Source organism: Nocardia sp. N2S4-5 (assembly GCF_044628355.1).
GTDB classification, from domain to species: Bacteria; Actinomycetota; Actinomycetes; order Mycobacteriales; family Mycobacteriaceae; genus Nocardia; species Nocardia wallacei_B.
Map to the genome: position 1 here is coordinate 7,044,460 of NZ_JBIUPM010000001.1, position 20,376 is coordinate 7,064,835.

The 20,376-nt window shown below is 67.5% G+C and carries 26 protein-coding genes, 1 tRNA gene and 1 pseudogene; 15 read left to right on the top strand and 13 right to left on the bottom strand.

The features are described from left to right. On the bottom strand, window positions 1-540 hold the full coding sequence (locus ACFMRZ_RS32620) for a GNAT family N-acetyltransferase (protein WP_400182074.1): 540 nt from the start codon (window positions 538-540) through the stop codon (window positions 1-3). Between the two features lie 100 nt (window positions 541-640). On the opposite strand from ACFMRZ_RS32620, the gene ACFMRZ_RS32625 reads away from it, so the two are divergent. Further along, window positions 641-1,420: an enoyl-CoA hydratase-related protein gene (locus ACFMRZ_RS32625; protein WP_400182075.1), complete on the top strand. Its 780-nt coding sequence runs from the start codon at window positions 641-643 to the stop codon at window positions 1,418-1,420. 6 nt (window positions 1,421-1,426) lie between these two features. On the opposite strand, the gene ACFMRZ_RS32630 is transcribed toward ACFMRZ_RS32625, so the two are convergent. After that, a complete protein-coding gene (locus tag ACFMRZ_RS32630; RefSeq protein ID WP_400182076.1) occupies window positions 1,427-2,164 on the bottom strand; it encodes an SDR family oxidoreductase in 738 nt (245 codons plus the stop codon). Between the two features lie 52 nt (window positions 2,165-2,216). Here ACFMRZ_RS32630 and ACFMRZ_RS32635 point away from each other — a divergent pair, with 52 nt between their 5' ends. The 7 genes and pseudogenes from ACFMRZ_RS32635 to ACFMRZ_RS32665 all read left to right on the top strand — a co-directional run bounded on the left by ACFMRZ_RS32635 (window position 2,217) and on the right by ACFMRZ_RS32665 (window position 7,457). Then, window positions 2,217-2,537: a winged helix-turn-helix transcriptional regulator gene (locus tag ACFMRZ_RS32635; protein ID WP_400182077.1), complete on the top strand. Its 321-nt coding sequence runs from the start codon at window positions 2,217-2,219 to the stop codon at window positions 2,535-2,537. A gap of 97 nt (window positions 2,538-2,634) precedes the next feature. Next, complete coding sequence (locus tag ACFMRZ_RS32640; RefSeq protein WP_280271918.1) at window positions 2,635-3,081, top strand: hypothetical protein; 447 nt, start codon at window positions 2,635-2,637, stop codon at window positions 3,079-3,081. Between the two features lie 123 nt (window positions 3,082-3,204). Continuing rightward, on the top strand, window positions 3,205-4,110 hold the full coding sequence (locus ACFMRZ_RS32645; protein ID WP_280271917.1) for a metal-dependent hydrolase: 906 nt from the start codon (window positions 3,205-3,207) through the stop codon (window positions 4,108-4,110). Further along, window positions 4,107-5,216 carry a PDR/VanB family oxidoreductase gene (locus tag ACFMRZ_RS32650; protein WP_400182078.1) on the top strand — a complete coding sequence of 370 codons (1,110 nt, stop codon included), beginning with the start codon at window positions 4,107-4,109 and terminating at the stop codon, window positions 5,214-5,216. Before ACFMRZ_RS32645 ends, ACFMRZ_RS32650 begins: the two co-directional genes overlap by 4 nt. Window positions 5,217-5,236: 20 nt before the next feature. After that, window positions 5,237-7,068 (top strand): annotated as a pseudogene (locus ACFMRZ_RS32655) (SDR family oxidoreductase). 9 nt (window positions 7,069-7,077) lie between these two features. Beyond that, entirely contained in the window at window positions 7,078-7,269 is a 192-nt protein-coding gene (locus tag ACFMRZ_RS32660; RefSeq protein ID WP_400182080.1) for a hypothetical protein, read from the top strand. Between the two features lie 50 nt (window positions 7,270-7,319). After that, window positions 7,320-7,457: a hypothetical protein gene (locus ACFMRZ_RS32665; RefSeq protein ID WP_400182081.1), complete on the top strand. Its 138-nt coding sequence runs from the start codon at window positions 7,320-7,322 to the stop codon at window positions 7,455-7,457. A gap of 443 nt (window positions 7,458-7,900) precedes the next feature. Here the strand turns inward: ACFMRZ_RS32665 and ACFMRZ_RS32670 are convergent, their stop codons facing one another. Then, entirely contained in the window at window positions 7,901-8,362 is a 462-nt protein-coding gene (locus tag ACFMRZ_RS32670) for a hypothetical protein (RefSeq protein ID WP_400183023.1), read from the bottom strand. 81 nt (window positions 8,363-8,443) lie between these two features. Next, window positions 8,444-9,466 carry a TerC/Alx family metal homeostasis membrane protein gene (locus ACFMRZ_RS32675; protein ID WP_400182082.1) on the bottom strand — a complete coding sequence of 341 codons (1,023 nt, stop codon included), beginning with the start codon at window positions 9,464-9,466 and terminating at the stop codon, window positions 8,444-8,446. A 265-nt stretch (window positions 9,467-9,731) separates the two neighbouring features. Between ACFMRZ_RS32675 and ACFMRZ_RS32680 the strand changes: the two genes are divergently transcribed. Beyond that, window positions 9,732-10,727, top strand: coding sequence for a zinc-binding dehydrogenase (locus tag ACFMRZ_RS32680; RefSeq protein ID WP_400182083.1), 996 nt, complete (start codon window positions 9,732-9,734; stop codon window positions 10,725-10,727). A 5-nt stretch (window positions 10,728-10,732) separates the two neighbouring features. Here the strand turns inward: ACFMRZ_RS32680 and ACFMRZ_RS32685 are convergent, their stop codons facing one another. Further along, a complete protein-coding gene (locus ACFMRZ_RS32685) occupies window positions 10,733-11,164 on the bottom strand; it encodes a nitroreductase family deazaflavin-dependent oxidoreductase (RefSeq protein ID WP_400182084.1) in 432 nt (143 codons plus the stop codon). Between the two features lie 106 nt (window positions 11,165-11,270). On the opposite strand from ACFMRZ_RS32685, the gene ACFMRZ_RS32690 reads away from it, so the two are divergent. The 3 genes from ACFMRZ_RS32690 to ACFMRZ_RS32700 all read left to right on the top strand — a co-directional run bounded on the left by ACFMRZ_RS32690 (window position 11,271) and on the right by ACFMRZ_RS32700 (window position 12,447). After that, window positions 11,271-11,347: transfer RNA gene (locus ACFMRZ_RS32690), tRNA-Ile, on the top strand. Between the two features lie 420 nt (window positions 11,348-11,767). Beyond that, window positions 11,768-12,022, top strand: coding sequence for a FitA-like ribbon-helix-helix domain-containing protein (locus ACFMRZ_RS32695; protein ID WP_280271910.1), 255 nt, complete (start codon window positions 11,768-11,770; stop codon window positions 12,020-12,022). Further along, on the top strand, window positions 12,019-12,447 hold the full coding sequence (locus ACFMRZ_RS32700) for a type II toxin-antitoxin system VapC family toxin (RefSeq protein WP_400182085.1): 429 nt from the start codon (window positions 12,019-12,021) through the stop codon (window positions 12,445-12,447). Before ACFMRZ_RS32695 ends, ACFMRZ_RS32700 begins: the two co-directional genes overlap by 4 nt. A 51-nt stretch (window positions 12,448-12,498) precedes the next feature. On the opposite strand, the gene ACFMRZ_RS32705 is transcribed toward ACFMRZ_RS32700, so the two are convergent. Further along, the gene (locus ACFMRZ_RS32705) at window positions 12,499-13,269 is read right to left on the bottom strand and encodes a hypothetical protein (protein WP_400182086.1); all 771 of its coding nucleotides are present in this window, start codon (window positions 13,267-13,269) and stop codon (window positions 12,499-12,501) included. A 294-nt stretch (window positions 13,270-13,563) separates the two neighbouring features. Here ACFMRZ_RS32705 and ACFMRZ_RS32710 point away from each other — a divergent pair, with 294 nt between their 5' ends. The 3 genes from ACFMRZ_RS32710 to ACFMRZ_RS32720 are packed head-to-tail and all read left to right on the top strand — an operon-like array spanning window position 13,564 to window position 16,653. Then, window positions 13,564-13,890 carry a hypothetical protein gene (locus ACFMRZ_RS32710; protein ID WP_280271907.1) on the top strand — a complete coding sequence of 109 codons (327 nt, stop codon included), beginning with the start codon at window positions 13,564-13,566 and terminating at the stop codon, window positions 13,888-13,890. Further along, window positions 13,887-15,458, top strand: coding sequence for a hypothetical protein (locus ACFMRZ_RS32715; RefSeq protein ID WP_400182087.1), 1,572 nt, complete (start codon window positions 13,887-13,889; stop codon window positions 15,456-15,458). Before ACFMRZ_RS32710 ends, ACFMRZ_RS32715 begins: the two co-directional genes overlap by 4 nt. Continuing rightward, the gene (locus ACFMRZ_RS32720) at window positions 15,451-16,653 is read left to right on the top strand and encodes a hypothetical protein (protein ID WP_400182089.1); all 1,203 of its coding nucleotides are present in this window, start codon (window positions 15,451-15,453) and stop codon (window positions 16,651-16,653) included. The genes ACFMRZ_RS32715 and ACFMRZ_RS32720 overlap by 8 nt, the downstream gene beginning before the upstream one ends. 10 nt (window positions 16,654-16,663) lie before the next feature. Here ACFMRZ_RS32720 and ACFMRZ_RS32725 read toward each other — a convergent pair whose 3' ends face one another. From ACFMRZ_RS32725 to ACFMRZ_RS32755, 7 genes are all read right to left on the bottom strand, one after another. Beyond that, window positions 16,664-17,083, bottom strand: coding sequence for a hypothetical protein (locus ACFMRZ_RS32725; RefSeq protein ID WP_400182090.1), 420 nt, complete (start codon window positions 17,081-17,083; stop codon window positions 16,664-16,666). Window positions 17,084-17,191: 108 nt separating this feature from the next. After that, window positions 17,192-17,608: a group 1 truncated hemoglobin gene (locus ACFMRZ_RS32730; RefSeq protein WP_280271903.1), complete on the bottom strand. Its 417-nt coding sequence runs from the start codon at window positions 17,606-17,608 to the stop codon at window positions 17,192-17,194. Window positions 17,609-17,776: 168 nt separating this feature from the next. Then, complete coding sequence (locus ACFMRZ_RS32735; RefSeq protein ID WP_400182091.1) at window positions 17,777-18,352, bottom strand: hypothetical protein; 576 nt, start codon at window positions 18,350-18,352, stop codon at window positions 17,777-17,779. Continuing rightward, a complete protein-coding gene (locus ACFMRZ_RS32740) occupies window positions 18,349-18,858 on the bottom strand; it encodes a F0F1 ATP synthase subunit B (protein ID WP_400182092.1) in 510 nt (169 codons plus the stop codon). The genes ACFMRZ_RS32735 and ACFMRZ_RS32740 overlap by 4 nt, the downstream gene beginning before the upstream one ends. A gap of 6 nt (window positions 18,859-18,864) precedes the next feature. Beyond that, window positions 18,865-19,122 carry a F0F1 ATP synthase subunit C gene (locus ACFMRZ_RS32745; protein WP_187684334.1) on the bottom strand — a complete coding sequence of 86 codons (258 nt, stop codon included), beginning with the start codon at window positions 19,120-19,122 and terminating at the stop codon, window positions 18,865-18,867. Window positions 19,123-19,176: 54 nt separating this feature from the next. Then, entirely contained in the window at window positions 19,177-19,941 is a 765-nt protein-coding gene (atpB, locus tag ACFMRZ_RS32750) for a F0F1 ATP synthase subunit A (protein ID WP_400182093.1), read from the bottom strand. Then, complete coding sequence (locus tag ACFMRZ_RS32755) at window positions 19,938-20,318, bottom strand: hypothetical protein (protein WP_187684332.1); 381 nt, start codon at window positions 20,316-20,318, stop codon at window positions 19,938-19,940. The genes atpB and ACFMRZ_RS32755 overlap by 4 nt, the downstream gene beginning before the upstream one ends. Window positions 20,319-20,376 lie beyond the last annotated feature (58 nt).

The following is a 20,376-nucleotide window of genomic DNA, read 5'->3' on the forward strand; positions in this document are numbered from 1 at the left end:
TCAGGGCGAATCTGCCTGCTGTTCTTCGATATACGTGTGAAAGCCGAGGCGCTGGTTCATCGCGATGGCGGCGGCGTTGTCCGGGTGGTGGAAGGTCGTCATCCAGCGCGCACCGGCGGACCGTGCGAAGCTGATCGCCAGCAGTTTCAGGGCCAGTGAAAGTCCGTGCCCGCGAAAGGGTCTCAGCACGCCGGTCATCTCACTGAACGCGACGCCGCGGTCGGGGTGCAGCGACACCATGCTCAGCCCGACCGGCTCGCCCGCGCGTATCGCCAGGAGCGCTCCGCGGGGGTCGTATCCCGGCGCCTCGAATCGTTGTGCGACATACTCCGAATAGGTGAAGAACTCACCGCGCCGGGGGATATCGGCCGCGAAGGTCCGGTTGAGTTCGTACACCGCGTGGCGATTGTGCTCGGTCTCGCCGAGTTCGGCCAGTGTCGTGAAGGAGATCCCGGCGGCGGCCGCGCGTTCGAGGTACGGTACGAACTCGGTGTCGTCGAATTCGTCGACCCGCAACCGCATCCGCACCCAATCCGCCACATCCGGGACCATAGCGTGAGCCATGACCGCGTCGGCGCGGATTGGCCGCAGCTACCGGTGACGATCGGGCATCGGTGGTCCCGGCATTACGGTGGAGGCCATGACCGCAGAGGACTATCAGCACCTGCTCGTCGCACGGGAGGGCGGCACCGTCCGGATCACCATGAACCGGCCGGAGCGGCGCAATGCCCTGTCCGCCGAACACCTCACCGAGCTGCTGGCCGCCTTCCGCGCCGCGGGCGACAGCAGCGCCACCGGTATCGTGCTGGCCGCCAACGGCCCGGTCTTCTCCGCGGGGCACGATTTCGCCGATGTGGCCGCGCGGTACCTGCTCGAGGTGCGTGAACTCCTCACGCTGTGCACCGAGCTCATGTCCACCATCGAATCGGTGCCGCAGGTGGTGATCGCCCGCGTGCACGGGCTGGCGACCGCCGCCGGATGTCAGCTGGTGGCCTCCTGCGACCTGGCCGTCGCGGGCCGCTCGGCCGGGTTCGCGCTCCCCGGCGGCAAGGGCGGCTGGTTCTGTCACACGCCGGCCGTGCCGGTGGCCCGCGCGATCGGGCGCAAGCGGCTGATGGAGCTGGCCCTGACCGGCGACCCGATCGATGCGCACACGGCCGAGGAGTGGGGATTGATCAACCGCGTGGTCCCCGACGCCGACCTGGACACCGCGGTCGCCGAGCTGATGGCCCGCGCCACCCGCGGCAGCCGCGCGAGCAAGGCCCTCGGCAAGCGCACCCTCTACGCCCAGCTGGATCGTCCCGAGGCCGACGGTTACGCCATCGCCCTGGAAGTCATGGCGGCCGCGTCCCAATTGCCCGGCGCCCGTGAGGGAATGGCCGCGTTCCTGGAGAAGCGCGAACCGGTGTGGCCGGACTGAACCTGGTCAGTGGTGTGACAGATAGTCCGCGCCGCCGACGTACACGGTGTGGCCCGGTTCGGCCGCGGTGTCGGCGGCATCGGCGACCGCGGTCGCGAACTCCGCCACCGTCGGCAACTCGCCGTGCTCGGTGCGGGCGGCGACGGCCGCCGGATCGCGGCGCTGCAGCAGCCGCACGATGATGGTGCCGTCGATCATGTCACCCGACACCACCGTGAAACCGATACCGCGCGCGGTGAATTCGGGAATCATCGCCCGTAGCGCGTCCTCACCGGCGCGCTTGCTCGCCGCGATCGGCCGATAGGCGTCCGGGACCGGCTTGCGGCCGTGGAAGTGCGCCTGATGGCTGGTGACGAACACGATGCGGCCACCGGAAGGCATGTGCGGCAACGCGAATCGGACCAGGCGCAGCTGCGCGTCGCGGTTGATCACCATCGCGTAGTCCGGGGGAGCGCCGTGCTCGAGACCGCCGGAGGCGTTGAGTACCAGCATATCCAGGCGACCGAACCGGCCGGTCACCTCCTCGACCAGCGCCCGCGCCGCGCTCTCGTCCGACAGATCCGCCCCGGCGACCGACGCGCTCCCGCCGGCCTGCGCGATCTCGTCGGCGAGTTGCTGTGCGCGCTTGCGCTTTTCGCGGTAGTTGAGCACCACGTGGTCGCCGCGGGCCGCCATGATCCGCGCCGTCTGCGCCCCGATGCCGCGCGATGCCCCGGTCACCACCACGATTCGCTGCGAACCCACCATGCACTCCCACTCGATCGCTTCTATTTCAGAATCACTATGGTAGTTCGAAATGAGAAGTGCAAGACGGCGCGATCCGGCGCCGATACACGCGGCCATGGAATTGCTGGGCCAGCGCTGGATGCTGCGCGTGCTGTGGGAGTTGGAGCCCGGTCCGATCGGTTTCCTGGAACTGCGGCGCCGGATGGGCAATTGCTCGTCGAGCATGCTCTCGGTGCGCCTGCAGCACCTGCAGAGCGCGGGACTGGTCGTGAAGCGCGCGGACAAGGCCTACGAGCCCACCCCGATCGGCCGGGAACTCGGCGTCGCGCTGCAACCGCTCTGGGACTGGTCGCGGCGCTGGAGCGACGACCACCCGGGTGCGGCGCGGTAATTTGCGCGTGCCGCGTGCGAAGGCGGCCCGGATGGGCCATGATCCGGTCAGGGGCGGCGTGCGCGGCACGCCGGTACACAGTGGGATGGAGATGACGGTGCGGAAGATCGGTTTCCCGGCAGGTCACCGTCGTCGGCTGGCCGTCGCGGCGGCGGTGTCGGCGGCGCTCGCGCTGGCCGGCTGTGGCGGGGAAGACCCCGGCGCCGCGGCGGGTCAGTCGCCGGCGGCGAACTCGGTGCCGGAAGTGATCGACTGTTCGTTCAGCAAGCCCGCCGTCCGTCCGCCGAATGTCATCATGGCGTGTGCGGATCTCGGACTGCGGGTCGAGCAGATCGACTGGAAGTCCTGGGGCCCGGACCGGGCCGAGGGTGACGGCGTGCAGCACTTCAACACCTGCGATCCCAACTGCGCGGCCGGAAACTTCGTCAGCGAACCGGTCCACATCGTGCTGTCCGACCTGGTCGAACCGGGGCACGTCTTCACGACCGCCACCACCACCGACCCGAACGGCAAAACGCTGACCAGCCCGATGACGCGCCGCTGACCGGCGGGTTCGCGGAGCGTAACTCTAGGTGTAACTCCCGGTAGCGGATATAGGTACACTGTTGCTACGGTCATGAAGCAACGGCCGACACCGGCCGCTGTGACCGGAACACCAGGAGTACCGATGAAGTTACTTCCTCTTCGGGCAGGTCGCGCGACGATCGATCCGGGCGAGGTGGCTCTGCAGGCCCGGAATGTGCACTTCGACTGGCGCGACACCCCGTTGCACTGGATGCCCGCCGAGCCGATCGGCTCGCATTTGATCAACGCGCTGAACCTGCTGCTGCCCGAGGGCGAGCGGATGTTCTGCCGGACGTTCTCCGAGGCGCTGCCGCTGGTCAAGGACGAGAAGCTGCGTGAGCAGATGCTCGGGTTCATCGGTCAGGAGTCCATGCACGCCGAAACCCACAACGGCGTGCTCGACGAGGTGTTCGCGGCGCACGGGATCGATGTCGAACCGTATGTGCGCCAGATGGAATTCCTGTTTCGCACGACCCTCGGCCCCCGCGCCGGCCGGACCGCCCGCGCGGAATTCCAGGCGCTGGTCGAGCGCCTCGGCTTCATCGCCACCCTCGAACACTTCTTCGCCTTCCTCGGCGACTGGGTGCTCAACGCCGACCTCGAGCGGTTCGGCGCCGACCCGAACGTGCTGGACCTGTTCCGCTGGCACGGGGCGGAGGAGGTGGAGCACCGCTTCGTCGCGCACGAGGTCGCCGAGTACTTCGATATCGGCTATCTGCGGCGCTGCGCGCTGATGCTCATCACGTTCCCGATCTTCATCTCGTTGCTGCTGCGTGGCACGAAATACCTTGTGCAACAGGATGACTCGCTGCCCGATATGCGCTATCCGCGGCTGACGCTGAAGATCTTCGGCGCGATGTGGCGCGGCGCGCTGCCGGGTGTGCCGTCGCTGCTGTGGAGCGCGCTGTCGGTGTTCCAGCCCGGTTACACCCCGGCCTCGGTCGGGTCCACCGCGCAGGCCGTGGCGTACTTGGCGAAATCTCCTGCGGCACAGGCACTGTCGTCGTGACGACGCACCGCCCCGCGCCGGACCAGCCACCGGCCGATCTGTACGGTCGCCGCCGGGCGGATCGGGCGATGCGGGTGTTCCACACCGTCGCCGAAACACGCTTCCGCTGGTCCACATTGATCAACCGACGCAGCCCCGCGGGTCGCGTGGACGACCGTCGGCTGGCGCTGACGGTGGTGCAGCGCCGGGTGGAGGCCCGCGACACCGACGTGATCAGCTTGCTGCTCACCGCACCCGACGGCCGGGAACTGCCGAACTGGCGGCCCGGCGCGCACCTCGATCTGGAGCTGCCCTCGGGCAGGCTGCGGCAGTACTCGCTGTGCGGCGACCCGGCCGACCGGCGCCACTACCGGATCGCGGTGCGGCGCATCCCGGACGGCGGCGGCGGTTCGCGGGAGGTGCACGAGGCCTTGCGCACCGGTGCGCGGGTGACCGTCCGCGGCCCCCGCAACGCCTTTCCGTTCGTCCTGCCCGGTTACGGATCTGACGCCACCCGAGTGCATTTCGTCGCCGGGGGGATCGGTGTCACCCCGATTCTGCCGATGGTGCGCATGGCGCACCGGCTCGGCGTCGACTGGACGCTGGTGTACACCGGGCGCAGCCGCGACACCATTCCGTTCCTGGACGAGATCGAGAGCTTCGGTGCGCGCGTGAGCGTGCGCACCGACGACGACCACGGCCTGCCCACCGCCGCGGACCTGCTGCCGCGAGTGGGGCCCGACACCGCGGTGTACTGCTGCGGCCCGGTGCCGATGACCACCGTGATCGCCGCCGCCGTGCGCGAGATGCCCGGCGTGGAACTGCATTCCGAGCGATTCTCGGCGCCGCCGGTCGTCGACGGCAAGCCGTTCGCGGTCGAGTTGGCCCGCACCGGCGAGGTCGTGACGGTTCCCGCCGACCGGACGGCGCTCGAACAGGTGCTGGCGGCGCGCCCGGACACGGCGTACTCGTGCCGGCAGGGGTTCTGCCGCACCTGCAAGGTGCGCGTGCTGTCCGGCACGGTCGACCATCGCGACACCGTGCTCACCCCGGACGAGCGCGCCGACGGCGACATGCTGATCTGCGTATCCCGTTGTGACGGTGACCGTTTGGTGCTGGATCTGTGAATTTCCACCCGCCCGGCGACGTGCCGAAGGAGAACATCGTGACCGATCAGCTTCCCGTTCCGGAGGTGGAACGGACCGTCCGCAGCGGCGAATTCGACCTGGCCGTCTACGAATACGGCGAGCCGGATGCCGAAACCATTGTGCTGGTGCACGGCTGGCCCGACGACCACCACCTGTGGGACCGGGTGATCCCGTTGCTGGCCGAGCGATTCCACGTCGTCGCCTACGACACCCGTGGGCACGGCCGGTCCACCCGGACCAGCCGCACCGAGGACTACCGGCTGGATCGGTTCGCCGCCGACTTCTTCGCCGTCGCGGACGCGGTCAGTCCGGACCGGCCCGTGCACGTGCTGGCGCACGACTGGGGTTCGGTCGAGATGTGGGAGGCGGTGTGCGAACCGCAGGCCGCCGACCGGATCGCCTCGTTTACCTCGGTATCCGGGCCCAACCTGGACCATCTGGGAAAGTGGATGCGCGACAAGCTGTCTCGGGGCGCGGTGTGGGGCCCGTTCACCCAGCTGCTGTCCTCGGCGTACACGTTCCTGTTCATGACGCCGGGCGTCCCGCGGGTGGTGCTGCGGCCGCTGTCGGCGGAGAAGGTCTGGCAGCGCTTCGTCGGGTTGATGAACGAGACCGAACCGCGGAACGTGAAACTGGGCCCGACGTTCCGGTCAGACTTCTTCGACGGGATGCGGATCTACCGCGCCAATATCGTGCAGCGCCTGCTGAGTCCGCGCGAACGCCGCACCGAGGTTCCGGTGCAACTGGTCATCGCGCGCCGTGACGTGGCGGTGCGACCGGCCGGATACGCCGATACGCAGCAGTGGGCGCCGCGGCTGTGGCGTCGTGAGGTGGGCAGCGGCCACTGGTTGCCCTTCTCGCATCCGGAACTGCTGGCCACGGCCACGACCGAACTCGTGGACTCGGTCGGCGGCGGTACGGCCTCGCGGGCGCTGCGGCGGGCCGAAGTGGGCCGGGAGCGTAGGCCGTTCGAGGACCAGCTCGTCGTGATCACCGGTGGCGGCAGCGGGATCGGCCGGGAGACGGCGCTGGAGTTCGCGCGCCGCGGGGCCGAGATCGTGCTGTCGGACATCGACACGAGCGCGGCCAAGGAAACCGCCGAACTCGTCACGGCCGCAGGCGGTCTCGCGCATCCCTACGCGCTGGACGTCTCCGACGAGGCCGCCGTGGCCGAGCACGCCGCCGCCGTGCTGGCCGCGCACGGGGTGCCCGACATCCTGATCAACAACGCGGGCATCGGGCAGGCCGGTGACTTCTTCGCCACCAGCGCAAGCGAATTCGACCGGGTGCTGCGGGTGAACCTGGGCGGTGTGATCAACGGTTGCCGCACCTTCGGCGCCGCCATGGCCGAGCGCGGACTCGGCGGGCACATCGTGAATCTGTCCAGCATGGCCGCCTATACGCCGCAGCGCGGGTTCAGCGCGTATTCCACCAGCAAGTCGGCGGTGTTCATGTTCTCCGACTGCCTGCGCGCCGAGCTGGCGGGCAAGGGCATCGCCGTCCACACCATCTGTCCCGGCATCGTTCATACGAATATCGTTGCCACCACCAAGTTCTCGGGCGTCTCCGCCGAGGAGGAGGCTCGCAAGCAGGCCAAGTACGACAACCTCTACCGGATGCGGAGCTACGGACCGGAGAAGGTGGCGGCGCAGATCGTCCGCGCCGTCGAGCGCGGGCGCGCGGTGGTGCCGGTGACCCCGGAGGCCCACCTCCAGTACCACTTCCACCGCTTGGCGCCGGCGCTGGCCCGCTTCGTCGCCGCTCGGGTGAAGCTGACGTAGCGGTCCGTCTCCAACCGAACCTTAAGCGGGTCATAGGGAGACGTTCCTAGGTTGCGGCTATGGAGACCGTGACCCTCGTCGTTGCCGTCGTTCTGGTCTGCGGGTGTATCGCACTCACCATCCAGGCTGTGGCCGATGCCCAGGATCCGAACGATCGGGGACACACCGGTTCCGGGGAAGACGACGACCCGGGCTACGACTGTGACGACGCACCCGGAGTGCTGTGCCCGCAGATCTGCGGTACCAGCTAGGGCAACCGGATCTTTGGCCGATCATTGGCGCGGATTCATAGCCTGCGTTCATGAACGTCATGCTCGTCGCGGCCGTGCTCTACCTGCTCTGGCTCGTGCTCATCGTCGTCAAGCACACCGTCGCCGGTCCCCGTCGCGGCCGTCACCGCTGGAACAACGGCGACTCCAGTGACAGCGGGACTGGCTGACGCCGAGTATGCAAGGAGTTCTTCAGCCGATCTTCATGCCGACCGGTTACCGTCCGGGGCATGGTAATTCTGTTGCTGATCGGTGTCCTCATGATCGCGATCGGATTCTTCGCGGCGATAATCACGCTGGTTGTCTTGGCGGGCAACAAGTCTCGGCGGCAAAACCAATGGCGGCACGGGCGACCGGGATACGGCGGCGGAGGTTCCGGCGACTCGGGGTACAACGGCGTCTATTACTCGGGCCTTGATTTCTCCGGCGGAGGCCACAGCGGGCCGGGTTGTGGTGGTGGGGGAAACAGCGGCTGCGGCGGGGGTAGCGGTAGCAGTTGCGGCGGCGGAAGCAGCTGCGGGGGCGGTAGCGGGAGCAGTTGTGGTGGAGGTAGCGGGAGCAGTTGTGGTGGCGGTGGAGGCAGCAGCTGCGGTGGCGGTGGAGGCAGCAGCGGTTAGCGGGACTCCTTGGCCAGCAGCGCCGATTCGATGCCCTCGACACGTTCGCGCGCGACGCCCCACGGATGTTCGACGCCCACCGCGCTGTCGAGATCCCACAGCACGCACCGCTCGCCGGGCTCGGCCACCATGGACCACGCGACGACGGTCCGGCCGAGCTGGGTGTCCATGGAATCGCCGGAACCGCCGCCGAAGCCGTCGCCCTCGGGAAAGTGGTGCAGGAAGCGGCCGTACGCGGCCTCGCAGAACCGGGCGTACCGGGCGGTGCACAGGATCAGCCCGTGCCACGCCTCGTCGACGGCATGCGACGGCATTCCGATCACCTGATCGTCACGCATGGCCGCGCCGCAGCAGCGCAGCCACTGCCGCAGGCCGGTCTCCACGAGTTCGCGCGGCTGCCAGGGGCAGGTCTTGAACACCGCCTCCGGCAACCGCAATTCGCCGACGGCCCGGTGCATGCGGTTCAGATCGACGCGACGAAACCGTTGTAGCAGCACGAGTTCCAGTATGGCGAGCCGATTCGAGCAGGCAAGTCGGCCTTACGACGACGCCGCCGTGGTGGTCGAATCCTTTTCGCGCGGCCCGCGCGTCGCCCGCAAGCTGGTCAGCGTCACCACCGCGAGCACCACCACGATCACGCCCAGCGACGCCACCGTCGGGATCTCGGGTAGCCAGTCCCAGATGCCGTGGGCCCAGTGCAGCACCAGCTTCACCCCGATGAACGCCAGAATGACGGCCAGGCCGTAGGCGAGATGGACCAGCCGCGACAGCGCCGCCTGCAGCACGAAGTACAGCGCGCGCAGGCCGAGCAGCGCGAATGCGTTGGTCGCGAACACCAGGTAGGGATCGCCGGTGACGCCGTACACCGCGGGCACCGAATCGACCGCGAACACCACATCGGTGGCCATCACGGCCGTCACGACCAAGGCCAGCGGGGTCAGGGCCCGCTTGCCCGCCTCGCGAACGGTCATCCGGGTGCCGCGGTAGTCGTCGGTGACCGGCATCAGTTTGCGCATCAGCCGCACCGACCGCATGCGCGAGATGTCGACCTCCTGCTCGTGCCCGCTCGCCGCGTCCATCAGCAGCTTCGCCGCCGTCACCAGCAGGATGGCGCCGAACAGCAGGAACGCCCAGTCCAGCGACGCGAGCGCGGCGGCGCCCAGCGCGATGAAGATGCCGCGCAACACCAACGCCCCGACGATGCCGAACAACAGCACCCGCTGCGCCAGCGCCGCCGGCACCGCGAAGGCCGCCAGCAACAGCATGAAGATGAACAGGTTGTCGACCGACAGCGATTTCTCCAGCAGATAGCCGGTGAAGAATTCGGTGGAGACGGTGCCGTCGTAGGCCATCCAGAGGACGAGCCCGAAGATCACCGGCAGCGCGATGTAGAAGACCGACCAGCCGACCGCCTCGCGCATCGACACCTCGTGTGGTTTCCGGGTGACGACGAAATCGAGCGCCAGCAGCACCAGCACACCGGCGATGGTCGCGGCCCACAGCCACGGCGTGCCGATGGTGTGCAGCGCACTGGCTGCGAGAACGGTATCGGTGGGGTTCATAAGTCTCCTCGGGCATGGCAACTCACCCGAGGTCTCCTTCACCCTCACTCGGGTGGCCACCCGGGGATTCCGACGGCGGAATCCGTACTGACCGGCATGGCACTTGGGAAGTACTCCCCTCGCAGACCAGAGTAACGGAGTTCCTGTGCGATCACCAACCGAGCGGGCCGTGTGGCGAAATTCTGGCATCCCGCCCCTTGACCTGAACCATGCTTCAGGTAACAGGCTGGGTTCCGCAATGCCGAATCGAAGGGACGTGGCGAGGATGCGAGTGGTCGAGGCGAAGACTTTCGGGGGACCGGATGTCCTGGTGCCGGGTACGGCGCCGGCTCCGGTGGCCGGAACGGGCGAGGTGGTGATCGACGTCGCGGCGGCGGATGTGATGTTCCTCGACGCGCGGCTGCGCGGCGGCTGGGGCACCGACTTCTTCCCCCTGCGGCCGCCGTACGTGCCGGGCGGCGCGGTCGCCGGTGTGGTGTCGGCGGTGGGTGCGGGCGTCGAGCCGGCGTGGCTCGGCAAACGGGTAGCGAGCGCGACGGCCGCCAGCGGGATCGGCGGCGGGCTGCCCATCGGCGGCTACGCTGAGCAGGCGCTCGCCAAGGCGGAGACCCTCGCCGAACTGCCCGGCGGCCTGGACTTCGTGCCCGCCGCGGCCCTGGTCCACGACGGCACGACCGCGCTGGCGGTGGCCGAGCAGGCGGCGATACAAGCCGGGGAAACCGTGTTGATCACGGCGGCCGGTGGCGGTCTCGGCATACTACTCACGCAATTGGCCCGGGCCGCCGGAGCGCGGGTGATCGCCGCGGCGCACGGACAGCGCAAGCTCGACCTGGCGTGGCGACTCGGCGCGACCGAGGTGATCGACTACGAGGAACCCGGCTGGGCCGACAGCGTGCTGGAGCTGACCGGCGACGCGGGCGTGGCCGTGGTGCTCGACGGTGCGGGCGGACCCATCGGCCGCGACGCCCTCGGCGTTGTCGCGGCGGGCGGGCGCTTCTTCGGATACGGCAATGCCGCAGGCGGATTCGCCGAACTCGACACCGAACACGCTGCCGCACAGGGCATCACCGTGTCGACGCTGATGGACATCACCGCCGCGGGCACCGATTTCCACGCACTGGGTGCCCGCGCGTTGGTTCTGGCCGCCGAGGGGAGCCTGGAAGTCGTTGTGGGCCAGACCTTCCCGCTGGAACGAGCCGCCGAGGCGCACGCCACCATCGAGGGCCGGCAGGCGGTGGGCCGCACGATTCTCACGGTGTGAGCGCGTCAGGTCCGGGGACTCAGCACGACCAGCGCGATCGGCCGCTCGGTCATCGTCTGGTACTGCGTGTATCGGCCGCCGTTCACCTTGTCGGCCAGCTTCCATCGCCGGGCGTAGTCCGGATCTTCCGGGTAGGTGGGGCGGGCGGTGACGGGTATCCGCCGCCGCCCGACCTGGATCTCACAGTCGGGCCGCGCCTTCACATTCGCCAGCCACCCCGGCGGCCGCGGCGACCCACCATTGGACGCGGTGACGACATAATCCTCCCCGTCTCGCGCATAGGTCAGCGCACTGGTCCGCGCCTGCCCGGTCTTCCGCCCCACCGTCCGCAGCAGCAACGTCGGATTCCCGAACAACAGCCGATGCCCCACCACCCCACCGGACTTCTCATAAACCCACTGATGCCCCCGCAGCACCTTCACCAACAATCCCGCCACAACCGACCTCCCATCCGTCGCCCCCACCCTATCCCGGCGATCCGACTAGGAACCGCCCCACCGAACCCGGTACCATCGCAACGCCCGCCAACCACGCGGCGCCCGGGGGACGGTAGCTCAGTCGGTTAGAGCCGCGGACTCATAATCCGTTGGTCGTGGGTTCGAGCCCCACCCGTCCCACCACCCACCTCACCAGCAGAAACGCTGAATCTTGCAGCCGAGTTGATCCAGAACAGCGCTTATGGGGATCGATCGCGCATCGTCCGGTCTCCCGAGCGAACAGGCGGTGGTGTTGTTGCCTAAGCGGCGGAAATCGTGAATTCCCTTCTTGCGCAGTAGTTTTTGTGCATTCGATGCCTTGTGTCACGGTCTCTGCCGGGTCCGGGGCGTAAGGCATTCCTAGCTGAACCAAGGAGACATGCAGCGGAACCAATACGGTGCTCTTTACGTCGAGTGCTACAGGGGGGTGGCAGCAGACGAGTGCTTCAAACGGCGGTACGGAATCGACCTGACCATCGGGAACCTGTCGTATTATTGCAGGCAATGACGTCATTGATGGCAGTGACGCCGTTGGCGTCACATCCTAGGAGTAGGTGATTGACCATGGCCAGATTGACGGTGCGAGACCTACCCGACGACGTTCGCGAAGCACTGCGCCGCCGTGCCGCCGAGCACGGCCGGAGTACCGAGGCCGAAGTCCGGGCGATCCTCACCGAGGCCGTCATGCCGGCCCCGGACGTGAGGTTGGGGTCGCTGCTGGCCGATATCGGCCGCGAGGTTGAGCTAACCGACGCCGAGCACGCGGCACTCACCGCGCGGGATCGCATTCCGGCACAACCGGTGGAGTTCGACTCGTGATCGTTCTCGACACGAACGTCATTTCCGAGACCATGCGCAAAGCGCCGGATCCGGGCGTGGTGGCCTGGATCGACCGCCAGCCGCTACGCACGCTGTACCTGTCCGCGATCACCATCGCAGAACTGCGGTTCGGCGTCGCAACTCTGCCAGCGGGCAAGCGGCGGGACCTGCTGTACGACCGGCTCGAGGCCCGCGTGCTGCCGTTGTTCGCCGGCCGCGTGCTCGCGTTCGACCTCGCCGCTGCCGGGGCCTATGCCGAACTAATGGCAGCAGCTCGAACGGCTGGATCGGCGATCGGTACCGCCGACGGTCAGATCGCTGCGACCGCCACCGCGGCGGGTATGGCCGTGGCGACACGAGACACAGCGCCGTTTCGCGCGGCACGTGTTTCAGTCATTGATCCCTGGACAGCCGGAGCGAGCTGAACACCGCCCTACCCGTCCCACTCACCTCACCAGGGGTATGAGTTCGAGTTCTTACTCACCGACCGTGATCGAGCGGGTTTCAGGGCTGGATAGTTCTGCCATGGGGGCGAAGTGTTGTAAGGCTCCTGTTGCCAGCAGTTGGTCGCGGGTCTTGTTGTCGGGGATCCAGGAGTGGAAGTAGGTGCGGGCCTCGTTCCAGTCGCCGCTTTCGAGGGCGGCGTGTACCAGGTCGCGGGAGCGGAGCATGAAGGACAGGAGGATGGGGTCTTCGGGGTTGTCTCGCCAGTGGTCGGAGAAGGTGGTGAAGTTCTTGAACTTTGCTACCCAGCTCTCGAATGTCGGGTTCGGGTAGTGCAGGATGGCGGGGCTTTCCATGATGCGTCGCTCTCCGCGGTGGCCGGAGAATTCGTGGGCTCCCGCGCGGACGCCGGGGGCTGCCCGTACGGCGCTCTTGCCGTTTCCGTACGCCATGAATTCGTTTCGGCCGTTGACCCGGAACAGCGTGCATTCGGTGTAGAAATTATCGATCTCGTGGGCGACAGGTACCGCTTCGTGGTTCATGAACGTGACCTGTCCGACGTCGTCCATGGTCCGCCAGCTGCTGTCGCCTCGGTCGAACAGGATTTCGTCCTGGTCCAACGCCATGACCCAGTCGATCCCGTGTTTCGCGGCGAAATTGACGACGAATTGCGTATTGTCGTTGATTCGATCCATGAGGCCCGACGGTGTCATATCACTGCGGTCGGGATTTCCCGGTAGCAAGATAACTCGCGGGTCTTTTGTGAAGGGCTCGAACTGCGGCCGCTCGGCGGGATCGTCCATGAGTATCAGAATCAGGTCGGCTCGCCGCAGGTGGTAATCGATCCAACTTTGGTAGTTCGGGCCCGGGTTCAGAACTGTCGTGCAAATAACCAGACTATCGCGAACCGAAGGCCTTGAACTTGGAGGCATGGCCGAGATTCTAACTGCGCGAATGCGAGTCGGGCGGACGGTCGCCCTTGCTGAGCCCTGCGACCTGCGGTGACGTCAGCCTTTCCGCCAAATCGGTGGAGAGGGAACCGATCCGCTCCGGCCGCCGTCCAAGTATTCGACAGATGCGAGGGTGAGGGAGACCGCATGCAGCAGCAGCTACACGTCGATGCTGCGGCCGTGGCCACGTACACCGCGGCTGCCGCCGACGTGGCCGCCATATTGAACATCGCGGCGCGATCCGCCGCGGGCGCCACCGACATCGATGGTCTGACCGACGATCTCGGCGAGATCGGCCGCGATTTCGCTGCTCGCTGGGTGGCCGCGGTCGGTGGCCATGTCGATGCGCTGACCGCCGCCTCCGGGCAGGTCGGTCGTTGCGGGGAGGCGCTGTCCTGCCTGGTCGGCGTCACCGGTGCGACCGATGCGGACGCCGCGGCCGAGATCGGACACGCCGGGTGGGTGCTCGCATGAGACGCCTGACTTCCACGGGTGCCGACGCGACCGGCGTCGAGATCCCCGATCCGCCGATGGTGGCCGCGCTGGTCGGTCCGTTGTACGCGTTGCGGGCCGCGCTCGGATCGGGCGCGAGTGTGCCGTCCGCCGCCATTTCCGGCGCTCTCGGTGACGTGGCCGCACACATCGGCGGAACCGAGGCCGTGCACCGTGCCGGTATCGCCGCGGTGGAGTCGACCGCCCTCGGTTCGGCCGCCGACACGGCGGTCCCAGCGATGCGCGCGGCGGCGGCCGACGTGAACGCACTGCACGACCGCACCGGTACTTACTTGGATCTGCTGGCCGCCGCGCACACCACCACCAGCATCGCCCGCGCCCGGATGGACCGCATCATCGCGGAATTCCGCAGTGACGCAAACGGAATGATGTCCGTCGCCACCGCGCTCTCGGATACCGACGCGGTGATCGACCGCGGCGCGCTGGCACTGCGCGAAGCCCTCGTGGTGATCAGCGCGGCGCGTACCGAACTCGACGACCACGGCCGCCGCCTGGACGCCGTCGCTCCCCCCGCCCCCGAGGCCTCCACGACTGCCGAGCCCGAGACCTCCGGCCCCGGCGCCAACGCGGCGACATCGCCCGCTATGACGAAACTCGCTGAGGCGCAAGTGCAAATCGCAGCTCTGCAAACGGCGGTGCAGTTGGGCACCACCGCGCTACACGCGGCGGTGCAGGCCGGGACCGGCCTCGTCGAGCGCGTGGCCGAGGCGGTCGTGTATGGCGTCGAAGAGGGCGGCAAGGTCGCCGAGAAGGCGATCGAGGAGGGTCTCCCGGCCGTCCTCGGACTACAGCCGGGGGACGGCTCCGGTCCAGATCAGGCCGGCCAGGATGGCCAGGGCACCGCCGCGGGCGACACCCCGGAACCGTCCTCTGATGCTGGTGAGGGCGGTGATTCCGAGCCGTCACCCGCAGTTGGTGACGGTGGTGATTCGCCGCTGTCGCCTGAAGTCGGTGACGGTGGTGATTCGGCGCTGTCGTCTGATGAGGGTAGTGGTCCGGTGCCGTCGCCTGAGGCCGGTGAGGGTGGTGATTCGGCGCCGTCACCCGAGGCTGGTGATAGTGGTGATTCGGCGCCCTCGCCCGAGGCAGGACACAGCGATATTCCGGTTCCGTCGCCTGATACCGGAGGCGGGCCGAACCAGCAGTCCGCTCCGCCTCCGTCGGAACCGCTTGTCCCCCCGGGCGATTCGCTGCCGCCGCCATCCACCAACCGCCCGCCCCCAGGCCCCGGTGTCGAGGAACCGCCGCCACCGCTTGGCGCGGAACCGCCGCTTGGCGCGGAACCACCGCCGCCGCCTAGTGCGGAAGTACCGCCGCCGCCTGGTGCGGAAGTACCGCCGCCGCCTGGTGCGGAAGTACCGCCGCCGCCTGGTGCGGAAGTACCGCCACCACCGCCCGGTACCGAGGTGCCGCGCCGTGGGCAGCTCGGCGTCACCGTGATTCCGACCGGGGAGCAGATCACTGCGGATGCCGGCGAGACGGTGCTCGCTCTCGGATCGTTCCCTGCCGACTTCGACGCCGATGAGTGACCGCGAGACCGGGCCCGAAAAGGCGGGCGTCGAGCAGACCGGCGGCGCCGGAGCCAACCCGTTCGCACCTCCGCTGCCGTTGTTGCGTGCGGGCAGCTCCCCGCCACAACCACCAGCGGCGATGGGCGGCGGCGACGTCGAGCCATCGAGCCTGGAACATGAAGGCGACCGCCAGGGCGACGCCGAACATCAAGGCTCCCAACCACGTTGGATCGACGCCGTGCGCCGGAACAGCACAGCGCGCAAGGACGGCATCGAGCACCTGAACGACGCCCGACACCCGCCGACCCCCACACCCACCCAGGTCGCGGCGGCAGCGGTGGGCACCGGCATCGAGGAGATCGACGTCGCCACGTACCTCGGCGCCGATGCGCGCGGCTACGAGAAACCGCCCCCGGCATACGACGACGATTTCGACCCCGATGTCGCGGACACACAAGTGTGGAAAACCTGGCGCGGCGACGACGAGAAGCCGTCCGACGACCGGCCGCCGCCGAGTGGCTGGGCCATTCCGGATACCGCGGTCGCGGCACTGGTCGATCCGTCCTCCGGCGCCGCGGCTCGCCGCCGGTCACGACGTGGTCGCGGCGAGGCGGGCAGTGCGCGGCGTCGCCGCGGTCGCGCGCTGATGTTGTCGCTGGTGGCTGGGTCGGGGCTGGTCATGATCGCCCTTGCGATGCTGATCAACGCCGTAGTGCGGACCCCCGGCAGTTCCAGCGACGACAGTGCGCGAGCGACCGAGGTACCCGTGATCGGCGCACCGGTCGCGCCGTCGATCGGTCGCGACCCCGCGCCATCCACGGACGCGATGGCTATCGCGGATTGTCGCGACACCCGTGGCTCGGATTTCGCCACCGGTACCGGCCCCGGCGGCACCGCCGACGCGCCCAGCGCCATCCTGGCCTTCGAACACGCCTACTACGTGCAGCGCTCCGGCGCCGCGGCCCGCGCGGTGGTTGCCCCGGACGCGACCGTTCCGTCGGCCGACGTGATCCAGCAGGGTATAGACCGCACCCCGGCCGGCACCCGATACTGCACCCGGATCACCAGGCTGCCCGACGCTCGCGGCACACTGTGGCGCTTGGATCTGTTCGAACAATGGCCCGGCACTCTGCCGGCGCAATTCGTCCAGAAGGTCACCGTGACCAATCACGACGGCCGCACTCTGATCAACGCCATCGTCGACGGTACTTAGTGATTCCCAGTCACATGAGTAGATACAGAGTGAGCGAGACAGCGACGCTGCTGAGGATGCCCGCCGCGACCTCTACCGCCAGGTAGCGGCCGGAGTGGGTGGCCTGCAGCCACAGCGCCCACACCGGCGCGCAGGTTCGTAGTGCCGCGAAGAGTAGAGCCAGGGCCAGCGCGCCGATCAGTCCGTGCAGCGGAAGGAGTGGATGCAACCAGGCGTAGCCGATGGTGACGACGTACACCTCGAGCTGGGTGCCGAGGAAATGAGCGCTGAAGTTCCTCGAGCCGGAGCGTGTGCTCGGTCCGGCGACATTCGCCCTGTGGTCCGCGGCATGAATGCGCGCCACCCACGGGTTTCCGTACAGGATCGCCATTGCGGCCGAATTGACCAGGCCCGCGACCAAGCCCCACGCGACAATCTTCAGGTAGAGCATGTCCTCGTTCCGGTGACGGGGTGGCTGGGCCCGGCAACGGTACTTCGCGACAACTCGGCGGGCCAGCGCCCGATTCCCAGCGCTGGGGTCGATCGGCGTTCGCGACCGCTACTTGGCGTCCGAGGCGATGTCGTCGGCCAATGGGGCTACCGCGCCGATGATCTGCGCTACCAGATCGTCCGGTACCCCTGCCGCTTTCAGGGAATCGGTGAGATGCCCGGCGACCAAGCCGAAGTGGTGCATGGTGATGCCGCGGCCCTGATGGACCTGCTTCATCGGCGCACCGGTGTACGGCTCGGGTCCGCCCAGTGCGGCGGCGAAGAATTCGACCTGCCGGCCCTTGAGCCGGGACATGTTGGTGCCCGTGAAGAACGGCGCCAGTTCCGCGTCGGCGAGGACGCGCACATAGAAATCCTCGACGACTGCCTCGAGCGCCTCCTGGCCGCCGATCTGCTCGTAGATCGTGCCCGGCTCGACCACTGCGGTCGGCTCGGACTTGGACCTGAACCATGACGTGATGCTCATGGTTCAAGGACACCACCCGTTGATTGCGAAACGGTTATTCGAAGGTCGCGGGCCGTTGTCGGGTTATGGCCTGTGCGTTGCGCCACACTCACAGCACGGAATGGAGCCTTGTGAGGTCGCGCGAAAACACAGCGCCGCCGAGGCAATGTGCCCTCGGCGGCGCTGTGATCAGTTCCAGCGCGGCTGCACCTGGCGTTGGACGCCGCTGCCCGAATTGGCCAGGGCCTCCAGGTCTTCCAGGAAACGTTCGATGCTGTCCGATTTGGCCTGCGGGGTGCTGACCCGATTGCGGACCTTCTCCTCGGTCAGCTCCAGCATGGCGGCGGCCAGATCGGTCTCGAGATCGCGGATCATCTGGCGGCGCAATTGCAGGATCTGCGCGCGGCCCTGCTTGCGCACCCGGTCGACTTCCGCGGCGGCCGCCTCGCGCATCTGCGCGATGATGGATTCCGCGTCGGCCTTGGCGTCGGCCCGCAGCACCTCGAGTTCGGCCTGTGCCTGGGCGAGCGCGTTGTCGTACGCCCGCTTGGCCTCGGTGAGCCGGACGGCGGCCTGCTCGCTCTCCTCGAGCTGTTTGCGCACGACCTCCTGGGACTTGGCCATCAGCGTTTTCACCGGCGGCACAATCCATTTCACGGCCACGAAGACGATGACCGCGAAACCGAACAGCTGGCTGAGGAACACCGGCCAGTCGATGGTGATGTCGTAGACGCCCTCGGCGAGCACGCCGCTGGGATGGTTCATGACGACGCCCGTCCTGTTTGATGGCCGGATCCCGATCCGGCGTGCCGATCATCGCCGTCGACCACGCGTGCGGCCAGCGACTGAGCCAGGGGCTCGACCTCCTGACGAAGTTCCGCGGCCACCTGGTCCGCCTGGGCGCGCAATTGCGCGGCGGATTCGGCGACGATCTCGTCGGCCTCCCGCTGCGCCTCGCCGCGCATCTCCTCCAGAATGGCCCGTCCTTCGGCGCGGGCCTGGTTGCGGATGTCGGCGGCCTCGGCGCGGGCCTTTTCGAGCGCGGTCTGATAGCGGGCCTCGGCCTCGGCGAAGGTCTCCTTCGCCGCTTTGCTGTTGACCGTGGTCTCGGAGACCCGGTTCTCGCGTTCCGCCAGCACCTTGCGGATCGGCGGAACGACGAAGAACCAGATGACGCCGAGCACGATCAGAAAGATCACCAGCTCGGCGAAGAAGGTGCCGTTGGGGATGAGGAAATTCCCCTCGGCGGCCACATCTGTTCGCGGGGACATGGTGAGTTACTTACCGGGAGTAGCGAATACGAAAAGCGCCATGAAGGCCAGGTTGATGAAGTAGGCGGCCTCGACCAGACCGACGGTCAGAAAGAAGTTGCCGCGCAGCCTGCCCTCGGCCTCCGGCTGCCGAGTGACCCCGTTGATCAGCGCGGAACCCGCGAGACCGTCACCGATCCCGGCACCGATGGCGCCACCGGCCATGATGAGACCGCCACCGATGAGAGCGCCCTGGATGATGGTCGCGGTTGCTGGATCTGCCATTTTCACTTCCTGTTCTCGAACATTGGTCGACCGGCGGCGCCGATCAGGTTTGACTCAGTGGTCCTCGTGCTCCAACGCCATGGATTGGCTGAAGTAGAGGACGGTCAGCAGCGAGAAGATGAACGCCTGGATGAATCCGACGAACATGTCGAACAGTTTCCATACGGCGTTGGGTCCCCAGCTGATCCAGAAGGGGAACAGCGTGATCACCGAGATCATCACGCCGCCGGCGAACATATTGCCGAACAGCCGCAGCGAGAGCGAGATCGGTTTCGCGATCTCCTCGATGACGTTCACGAAGACCATCGGTCCCCAGCCGGTATGGCCCTTCAGCAGCAGCTTGCCGTGTGTGAGCGGCCCGCGCCGGGCGATACCCGCGCCCTGATAGAAGGCGAAGACGAACAGCGCCAGCGCGTAGACGAAATTGACGTCGGAGGCCGGGGGAGCGATCAGTTCACCGTCGCCGTACTGCACCGGCAACACCGACAGCCAATTCGACAGCAGGATGAACGTGAACAGCGTGACCGCCAGCGGCAGCGCGAACGGCGCGATCTTCATGCCGATCGCGCTCTCCACCTGATTTCGCATTCCGACCGTGACGGTTTCGAAGAACAGCTGCACGCCGTTGGGCACGCCGGAGGTCAGTTTGATTCGCAGGGCGATCGCCAGCGCGATGACGATCAGCGCCGCGACACAGGTGGACACGACGGTGTCGACATTGAATTCCATGCCGAAGGCGTGCGCCACCGCGTGGTGACCGACCTTGATCTTCGGTTCGGATTCGCCTTCCTGGGCGAGTAGTACAGCGGGAGTCGTCATGGCAGCTGGCGGAGCCCTTTCACTTCGGGCACGACGGTGAGGAGAATGAGGACGACCTGAAATACGGCCAGTCCGAAGAAGATTCCGATTCCGTCGGGACGCGCCAGGAACGCCACCAGCAGGGAAAGCACCGTGATACCGAACAGCCGCCCGGCGGTGGATACCGTCAGGGCCTGTTTGCTCGGCGTTTCCGACCGGGTTATGCGGGTGACCGAAGACCAGGTGAGTCGTGCATTCGCCCAGCCCAATCCGAGGCCGACGCAAGTGAATACACCCAGCAACAAATGATCCAATGCGCCCGCCGCCATCAGGGCCAGCACGCCGACAGCAATCGCTACGATGGCCGCACGACGTATCCGGAGCCTGTTGACATTCACCTACGACACCGCCCTCGCGTCGTCCCATTCCGTTATGGGAACTCGATCGATCCTCAGC